6 protein-coding genes are annotated in these 7,462 nt (G+C 62.6%); 4 read left to right on the top strand and 2 right to left on the bottom strand.

What is annotated here, in order from left to right; translation table 11 throughout:
• On the bottom strand, nucleotides 1-1,616 hold a 1,616-nt coding region (locus AC07W7_RS21055; protein ID WP_495040058.1), incomplete at its 3' end, for a DUF6531 domain-containing protein.
• A gap of 262 nt (nucleotides 1,617-1,878) precedes the next feature.
• Here AC07W7_RS21055 and AC07W7_RS21050 point away from each other — a divergent pair.
• Nucleotides 1,879-3,114, top strand: coding sequence for a M20/M25/M40 family metallo-hydrolase (locus tag AC07W7_RS21050; protein WP_495040057.1), 1,236 nt, complete (start codon nucleotides 1,879-1,881; stop codon nucleotides 3,112-3,114).
• Nucleotides 3,115-3,183: 69 nt separating this feature from the next.
• On the opposite strand, the gene AC07W7_RS21045 is transcribed toward AC07W7_RS21050, so the two are convergent.
• Complete coding sequence (locus AC07W7_RS21045; protein ID WP_099168107.1) at nucleotides 3,184-4,092, bottom strand: LysR family transcriptional regulator; 909 nt, start codon at nucleotides 4,090-4,092, stop codon at nucleotides 3,184-3,186.
• Between the two features lie 97 nt (nucleotides 4,093-4,189).
• Here AC07W7_RS21045 and AC07W7_RS21040 point away from each other — a divergent pair, with 97 nt between their 5' ends.
• The 3 genes from AC07W7_RS21040 to AC07W7_RS21030 all read left to right on the top strand — a co-directional run bounded on the left by AC07W7_RS21040 (nucleotide 4,190) and on the right by AC07W7_RS21030 (nucleotide 7,394).
• Nucleotides 4,190-5,056: a pirin family protein gene (locus AC07W7_RS21040; RefSeq protein WP_076964363.1), complete on the top strand. Its 867-nt coding sequence runs from the start codon at nucleotides 4,190-4,192 to the stop codon at nucleotides 5,054-5,056.
• Between the two features lie 94 nt (nucleotides 5,057-5,150).
• Nucleotides 5,151-5,834 (top strand): isochorismatase family protein, encoded by a 684-nt coding sequence (locus AC07W7_RS21035; RefSeq protein WP_076964362.1) that lies wholly within the window; start codon nucleotides 5,151-5,153, stop codon nucleotides 5,832-5,834.
• A 117-nt stretch (nucleotides 5,835-5,951) separates the two neighbouring features.
• Nucleotides 5,952-7,394, top strand: a complete 1,443-nt coding sequence (locus AC07W7_RS21030; protein ID WP_099168109.1) for a mechanosensitive ion channel family protein — start codon at nucleotides 5,952-5,954, stop codon at nucleotides 7,392-7,394.
• Nucleotides 7,395-7,462: the final 68 nt, after the last annotated feature.

Genomic DNA, 7,462 nt, shown 5'->3' with positions numbered 1-7,462 from the left:
AGCACACCGTCGTGAAAGTGGTAGAACCGTGCCCCTTGAGCCAGCACCAGCTCATCCGACGCCGCCCCCAGATAAATCGCCGCCTCGGCCAGGCTATTGCTGATGGCCGGACGGGCCGTGGAGGGCAGGGGAAAGGTGGTGCTGCGGTTCTCATGATCGGTCCACACCACCGAGCCGCCGACCACACGCAGGCGCTGGGCCAACGAATGGCTCCAGCCAAAGCCCAGGCCGCAATCCACCTCCACGGCGCTGGTGCGATACAGGCGCGTCCAGGCAAATGGCAGTACGCCATCCAGCTCGCCATCGGTCAGGGTCAGCAGTTCTTCGCCGGTAACCATGGACACCGGGCAGCCGTGGGTCGCGGTGTTGTCGGCGCTGGCGCTGGCCTGGTCGTTGGGGTTTTTCGCCGAGGAGGGCGCATCGTCCACCGCCTGATGCTTGACCAAGGTCGTCTTGGGTGCGGATTTTTCCCGCACCAACGGCACCGGATTCGTTACTTCCATCGCGCCGGCCTTCAGCGGCACGCTGGGCACCGTCTTGATCGGCGTTGCAGGGCTGCCCAGTAATAACGGTCGGAGCGCCTCGGCATGACGGTCCAACCGGGTATCCGCAAACGGCCGGGCCATTTGCTCCAGCCACTGGCGCACCCGCCCTGACTTGACCTTGCCCAGCACTTGCGCGCCCAGGCGTACCGTCACGCCCATGCCGGCGGTGACCCACACCAGCAACAGGTTGATCAGTACCTCGGCGGTGATTTGCCCCAGCAGTTCGTTCAGGTACGGCGGCGGCAGCATCCGCATCCAACTGACCATCGCCGCCAGGTAGATAAACAGCAGTGGCTCATCGCTAAGCACCAGCAGGCCATTGGCGATGGCGTCCTGGCTCAGTTCCAGCAGGGCATCCAGCTCGGTTTGAGCGAGGTATTGCAGGAGTTTTTCGCTGTTGGGCCTGAGGTCCGCCAGCCATTGATACAAGTGCTCGATGTTGTCCCACAGTTCATGCAGTACGTGGCCGAACCCGTTTGCATAGCCTTGGTCCAGCAGGCGGTAGCGCTGCACAAAGTTGGCTTCGCGATACTCCTGCCACAAGGGCTCGAACGTGTCGGTCCAGTCTTTGCGCAACTGACTTTCCAGCGGCGCAAGGATCGACTGGTAAGACGCATACAACGCCTTGACGTGATCCCTGGAAACGTTGGGATAGAAGGTGATCCGATAGGGTTGGTCGCGAGTGCACTCGGTGACTTCGAGAATCCCGCTGGGGCCGATGGTTTTGTAAATGGGCTCGCCCAGCGGGCCACCGTCCGCGGGGATGGCTTGCAGCATCACCGGGGTGTTGCCGATGGGTACAAACCGTGTGCTTTCAAACAAATGCACCAGGGTCAGCGTGCCACTGGCCTTGCACATGGCGACGGTGCTGCTGGGGGCTTTGGATGAAATGGGCGCCATCAGCGCCACCTCATCGCCCACCTTGAACACCTGTTCCAGCTCCAGCGCCGAAAAGCGCCAGAAGCTCTCGGCCCAGGCGTCATAGGTGTTCAGGCATTGGCGGAAGTCGGCGAGCACCGCCTCGACGTCCCGCGTCTTTGTGTCCATGGCCGCCAGGACCATAAAACCCATGGCGGCATTCAAGAGGTTGCCCCCAGGACCGGGGCATCAATTGGGCAGTACATCGGCGGTCCCTTGCGCTGTGTGATCAGGCGAGGGACTTTGCAGAGGTTTTCACCGTGTATCAGTAGAGCTTATCCGGTACTCAGGTGGGATATTTCGGCGGTGCCTACCGAACATTCCCCCGGTCGGAAGCGACCGGCTTGAGGCTGAATAAAGTGGCTTTTGTCAGGTAGGCTGTGACATTCCCTCTCTAATAAACAAGGATCTGTTCATGACTTTCAACGTCCAACGCACACTGTTGTCCGCCGCCCTGGCGCTTTCCCTGGGCAGCGCCATGCCGGCTTTCAGCGCCGAACCGCACCCGCAGATCCTGGCCGATGCCGAACAGTACAAGGCCCCGGCCTTGAAGTTGCTGGAGCGCCTGGTGAATATCGATTCGGGGTCTGGCTACGAGCCGGGCCTGACCCAGGTGCGCGATATTGCCGTCGCTGAATTGAAACAGCTGGGTTTCAGCATCGAGCTGGTGCCGGATGCGGCGGCCAATAACAGCCATGTGATCGCCACCCTCAAAGGCAAGGGCAAGGCCAAAATCCTGCTGATGGCGCATATGGATACCGTGTTCAAGGAAGGCTCGGCGGCCGAGCGGCCCTTTTATATCAAGGACGGCCGCGCCTACGGCCCCGGCGTGATGGATGACAAGGGCGGGATCGTGGCTGGGATCTACGCCTTGAAAGTGCTGAAAAACCAGAACTTCACGGACTACGCGCAAATCACCTTCCTGCTCGATGCCAGCGAAGAAGTCGGCTCCGAGGCCGCCGCCGAACTGATCCGTAACACGGCCAGGGCCCACGATGTCACGCTGAACCTGGAACCCGGGCGTCCGGCCGATGGCCTGGTGGTCTGGCGCAAGGGCAGCGCCACGGCGGTGGTCGAGGTCAAGGGCAAGGCGGCTCACGCCGGGGTCGCCCCGGAGCTGGGGCGCAATGCCGCGATGGAGGTCGCCCACCAGATCCTGCAACTGGGCAAGCTGGGGGATGCAGAGAAAAAAACCACCATCAACTTCACCGTGCTCAAGGCCGGCGACCGGACTAATGTGATCCCCGACCAGGCCACGGCCAAGGCCGATGTGCGGGCGGCGTTGCCGGAAGAGTTTGACCGGATCGAGCGGGATCTGGCGCGGGTGTCCGCCAACCGGCTGATTCCTGAAACACAGGTCACGACCAGTCTGAAACGGGGTTTGCCACCGATGCCGCAGACGCCTGAATCCGACAAGTTGGTGGTGATCGCCCAGGGCATCTACGCCGAACTGGGCCGTCAGCTGACCATTGAAGGCAGTGGCGGGGCGGCGGACGCCAGCTTGTCAGCGGGCGTCGGCACCCCGACGCTGGATGGGTTCGGGATTGTCGGCGGCAATATCCATACACCGCAGGAATATGCCGAGGTGGAGAGCGTGGTGCCGAGGGTTTATCTGTTGAGCCGGATGATTATGGAGCTGGCCAAGCGCTGAACCAAAACACGGCCAGGCCACCTGTGGGAGCGGTCAGGGTGTTTTGGCGCGCACAAAGCGCTGCGTCAACTACACCATGTCGCTCTGCCCAAACTCCACGCCGAGAAAGTCGATCAGGGCCCGCACTGACGGGAGCAAGCCCCGGCGCGAGGGGAATACTGCATGGACGATCCCGGTGCGCGGCGCCCAACCGGGAAGCAGGTTGACCAGGCGCCCGGCGGCAATATCGTTGTGCACCACCGCACTGGGCAGGTGCACCACGCCGAGGCCGGCTGTCGCCGCGTGACACAGGGCCGGCAAGTCATCGGTGACCATGCGCGGCATATGGCGGATCACCGCGCTGGCGCCATTGCTGCCAAACAGTTCCCAGTGGTATTCGCGTTGCGCCGAGCCCCAATGCAGGCTCGGCAGGCCATTGAGGTCGGCCGGCAGCGCCGGGCTGGACATGCGCGCCAGTAACTGCGGGCTGCCCACCAGGCATTGGGTGCTGTTGCCCAAAACCTTCATCACCAACTCGCTGCTTTCCAGTGGCGGAAAGCGGATACGCAGGGCGATATCAAACCCTTCGTGGATCACATCGACACGCCGGTTGGTGCTCTCGATATGCAGTTCCACCAATGGGTATTGCAGCATATAGCGGGTGAGCATCGGCCCGACCCAGGAGTTGAGCAGGGCGGTGGGGCAGCTTATGCGCACGATGCCCTGGGGCTCGGAGCGGTTGCGTTCGATCACTTCGGCGGCGCTTTCGGCTTCGATACGCATCGCCAGGCAGCGCTGGTAATAGGCCTGGCCGATCTCGGTCAGGGAACAATGGCGGCTGGTACGGTTGATCAGGCGCACGCCCAGGCGCTCTTCGAGCTCGGCAAGGCGCCGGCTGAGCTTGGACTTGGGCATGTCCAGGGCCCGGCCGGCGGCCGCGAAGCCGCCATGTTCGACCACCTGGGTGAAGTAGTAGAGGGTATTGAGGTCTTCCACCATCGTTCTCCAAATAGAACGCTAAGGGTCGTTTTTGCCGTCTAGTGCAATAAAGGTAACGGATTTAAGGTGTCTCCATGCACTGATTAGGAGAAACACCATGAAAAACATCATCGGTATCTACACCAGCCCCCGCGGTCACTGGGTCGGCGACGGTTTCCCGGTTCGCACGCTGTTTTCCTACGACACCATGGGCAAGCACATCAGCCCGTTCCTGCTGCTGGACCACGCCGGCCCGGCGGATTTCACCCCGACTACACAACGACGTGGGGTGGGCCAACACCCGCATCGCGGCTTTGAAACCGTGACCATCGTCTACAAGGGCGAAGTCGAGCACCGCGATTCCACCGGCGCCGGCGGCAAAATCGGCCCGGGCGATGTGCAGTGGATGACTGCTGCCAAGGGGATCCTGCATGAAGAGTTCCATTCCCAAGCGTTCGCCAAAAGTGGCGGCGCCCTGGAGATGGTGCAGCTGTGGGTCAACCTGCCGGCCAAGGACAAAATGAGCGACGCCGGCTACCAGACGATCCTCGACGGCGATATCCCCGTGCTGCCCCTGGCCAATGGCGCTGGCAGCCTGCGCCTGATCGCCGGTGAGTTCGCCGGCCACACCGGCCCGGCCCGCACCTTTACGCCGATTGACGTGTGGGACCTGCGCCTCAACGGCGGCAAGGCCGTGACCCTGGACCTGCCTGCCGGGCGCAATACCGCGCTGGTGGTGCTCAAAGGCACTGTGCAAGTCAACGGCCAGGAACTGGCACGCGAAGGGCAACTGGTGCTGTTCGAGCGCGATGGCGAGCAAATCAGCCTGGAGTCCAACGCCGACGCCATGGTGTTGCTGCTCAGCGGTGAACCCATCGACGAGCCCATCGTCGGTCACGGCCCGTTCGTGATGAATACCGAGCAAGAGATCCACCAGGCCTTCGCCGACTTCCAGTCCGGCCAGTTTGGCCAACTGCACGGCTGATACGCCTGCGCGGCACCTAAATCACCCAACCCTGACAGCCAGGCCGGTTTACCGGCCAAGGATGGCTGTTGCCCGTGAAAAGAGGAAAGACCCCATGACCCACCCCGCAGCGGCTAATTTCAACGGCCAGAAACCGACCATCGACGCCAACGACACCGCGATGCTGTTGATCGATCACCAGAGCGGCCTGTTCCAGATCGTCAAGGACATGGACGTGCCGCAATTGCGGGCCAATGCCATCGCCCTGGCCCGGGCGGCGACCCTGTTGAACATCCCGGTGATCACCACCGCGTCTGTTCCCCAGGGCCCCAATGGTCCGCTGATCCCGGAAATCGCCGAAGCCGCGCCCCACGCGCAATACGTGGCGCGCAAAGGTGAGATCAACGCCTGGGACAACCCCGAGTTCCGCGCGGCCGTCGAGGCCACTGGCAAGAAAACCCTGGTGATCGCCGGCACCTTGACCAGCGTATGCCTGGCTTTCCCGTCGATCAGCGCGGTGTATGCCGGCTACAAAGTGTTTGCCGTGGTCGATGCCTCGGGCAACCACTCGAAACTGGCCACCGACCTGACTATCGCCCGCCTGGCCCAGGCCGGTGCGGTGCCCATCGACATCATGGCCACCCTGTCGGAACTGCAAGGCTCCTGGAACCGCGCGGATGCCGAGCAGTGGGCGAAGGTCTACACCCAGGCGATGCCGCACTACCAACTGCTGATCGAAAGCTATATCAAGGCCCAGCAGGTGGCGACCGAGCATGAGTTGCTCGATTCCCAGCGCTGAATCTGGACTTTGTGGTGGTGGCGAGCGGCTAAGCCTGCTCGCCACAGATGGCTGCGCCCTATACCCGCCAGTGCCATTTTGTGCGATCTTCAGGGCCTTCGCCCTGGAGTCGCCTGGATGCTGTCTTTTATCGCCGATCACCCGATGCTGTGCGCCCTGGCGCTGATTGTTATCGACATGACCGTATGGCGCCTGTTCGTCGCCAACCCCGGTAACTGGAAGCTGATCGCGCGCCTGGGCATCTTCGCCGTGTTCAGCGCCGTGCTGTTCAACGACGGCATGAACCCCATGCAACTGGCCCCCTATGCCGACAACACCCCGCTGCACCTGGCTGCCACGGCCTTGCAGATCGGCTGGTGGCTGTTCGCAGCCCGCACCCTGACCGTGTTGCTTGGCGCCGTGATGATGCAACGGGTCGGCCATACCGGGCGGTTGTTGCAAGACCTGATGGGCGCGGTGATCTTCCTGATCGCGATTATTGCGGCCATGGCCTATGTGCTCGACCTGCCGGTCAAGGGCGTGCTCGCCACCTCCGGCGCGGTGGCGATCATCGTCGGCCTGGCGTTGCAAAGTACCTTGAGTGATGTGTTCTCCGGGATTGTGCTCAACACCACCAAGCCCTACCAACTGGATGACTGGATCTCCATCGACGGCACCGAAGGCCGGGTGACGGATATCGACTGGCGTGCCACGCGTCTGCAGACTTCCCAGGGCAGCATGGCGGTGATCCCCAATTCGCTGGCAGCCAAGGCCAAGATCATCAACTTCTCGCGCCCGGCCGATATGTTCGGCCTGGCGGTGAGCCTGCAAGTCAGCCCCCATGCGCGTCCGCAAACAGTGCTCGAAGCCCTGGAGCGCGCCATGCAGGGCTGTCGGCAACTGCTGGCCAAGCCGGCGCCAAGCGTGGCGTTCAAGACCTCCACCGGCGGTGGCGTGGAATATGAAATCAGCGGCTTCGTGCCGGCCATGACCCTCAAGCGCGAGGTGCGCAACCAGCTTTACGACCTGGCCTACCGGCACTTGCAGGCGGCTGGTGTGAGCCTGCTGTCCAGTGCCGAAAGCCCGACCTCGCCAACCACATCCCCCGCGCGGGCGTTGCTGGAAAGCTCGACGATCTTCTCGACCCTGCGCCAGGAAGAGAAGGAAACCTTCAGCCAGAACATGACCCCACACACCTTCCGTGCCGGCGCGATGATCTTGCCGGCCGGGGAGGTCAGCGACCATCTGTTCATCATCGAGTCCGGGGTGGTGTCGGTGATGCTGGCCAAGGCCGGGCATAAATTCGAAGCCGGGCGCATGGGCCCGGGGGAGGTGATCGGCGAGGCCGGGATCCTCGATGGGCAGAGCCTGCCGGCAGATTTTGTGGCCAAGACCTACTGCACCCTCTACCGCATCGAAAAGGAATACCTCAAGCCGTGCCTGGATGCGCGCCACGACATTGGCGAAGCCATGCAGAACCTCCTGGATTTCCGCCTGCACGCCGCCCAGCACCTGACCCAGGAGGCGCCAATCGTGCCGGTGAAAAAGGGCTTTTTGCATTGGTTGCGCAACCGGGCCTGAAGCGCCGGGCATTGGCTACCTGTTCTTCGCGCCAATTGGCTATTTGTCTGTGGCCGTGGGGTGATTAA

This window comes from Pseudomonas sp. GW821-FHT01D09, assembly GCF_059422465.1.
The sequence above is the reverse complement of the archived record's forward strand: the minus strand, read 5'-3'. Positions and strand labels throughout refer to the sequence as shown.

What these genes read in the sequence shown, in the direction of transcription:
- AC07W7_RS21030 (WP_099168109.1), top strand. Translation starts at nt 5,952, where the DNA reads ATGCTGTCTTTTATCGCCGATCACCCGATGCTGTGCGCCCTGGCGCTG.
- AC07W7_RS21050 (WP_495040057.1), top strand. Translation starts at nt 1,879, where the DNA reads ATGACTTTCAACGTCCAACGCACACTGTTGTCCGCCGCCCTGGCGCTT.
- AC07W7_RS21040 (WP_076964363.1), top strand. Translation starts at nt 4,190, where the DNA reads ATGAAAAACATCATCGGTATCTACACCAGCCCCCGCGGTCACTGGGTC.
- AC07W7_RS21045 (WP_099168107.1), bottom strand. Translation starts at nt 4,092, where the DNA reads ATGGTGGAAGACCTCAATACCCTCTACTACTTCACCCAGGTGGTCGAA.
- AC07W7_RS21035 (WP_076964362.1), top strand. Translation starts at nt 5,151, where the DNA reads ATGACCCACCCCGCAGCGGCTAATTTCAACGGCCAGAAACCGACCATC.